Below are 531 nucleotides of genomic sequence, written 5' to 3' on the forward strand. Positions count from 1 at the left end.
ACCTGGACGACGTGATCGGCCTGATCGAGGACTACCTGGAGGAGCTGGCAGATGAGTGATTTGACCGCCGACCAGGTGCTGGACGGCATCAAGGCGTGGGCAGAGCGGGCGTTCGTGGCCAGCGACCTGAAGGTTGAAACGCAACTGCACGGCGGGCGTTTCGTGCCGGCTGAGCTGGAGCGCTACGCCACCAGGACGATGGCCTGCCGCATTGCCCTGGAGGGGCTCAAGTTCAACCTGAATGGCCAGGGGAAGCTGGTGGCCACCGCCCTGGTAGTGGTCGTCGGCTTGGCCGGCGACCTGGGCAAGGCAGGGAGTCGGGCCGGAAACGTGCTGCGTCTGCTGGCCCCCCTGCAGGCGGCACTCCCTGGAACCAAGCACGACCTGGAACTGATGGACAGCATCGACGCCAAGGATGTGCGTGCAGCGAACCTCTACAACGCTCCGCTAGAAGGCCGTAACTGCGCCGCCTGGGTACTGGCGTGGCCTGTGAAGTTTCAACACCCACGAGTCCGATAGGAGGACACATGA

At 64.2% G+C, this 531-nt stretch carries 1 protein-coding gene; it reads left to right on the forward strand.

What is annotated here, in order from left to right; translation table 11 throughout:
• Nucleotides 1-51: 51 nt before the first annotated feature.
• Entirely contained in the window at nucleotides 52-519 is a 468-nt protein-coding gene (locus A6723_RS00025) for a hypothetical protein (RefSeq protein ID WP_054906967.1), read from the forward strand.
• Nucleotides 520-531: the final 12 nt, after the last annotated feature.

This window comes from Pseudomonas sp. AU11447 (genome assembly GCF_001672555.2).
GTDB lineage: Bacteria > Pseudomonadota > Gammaproteobacteria > Pseudomonadales > Pseudomonadaceae > Pseudomonas > Pseudomonas nitroreducens.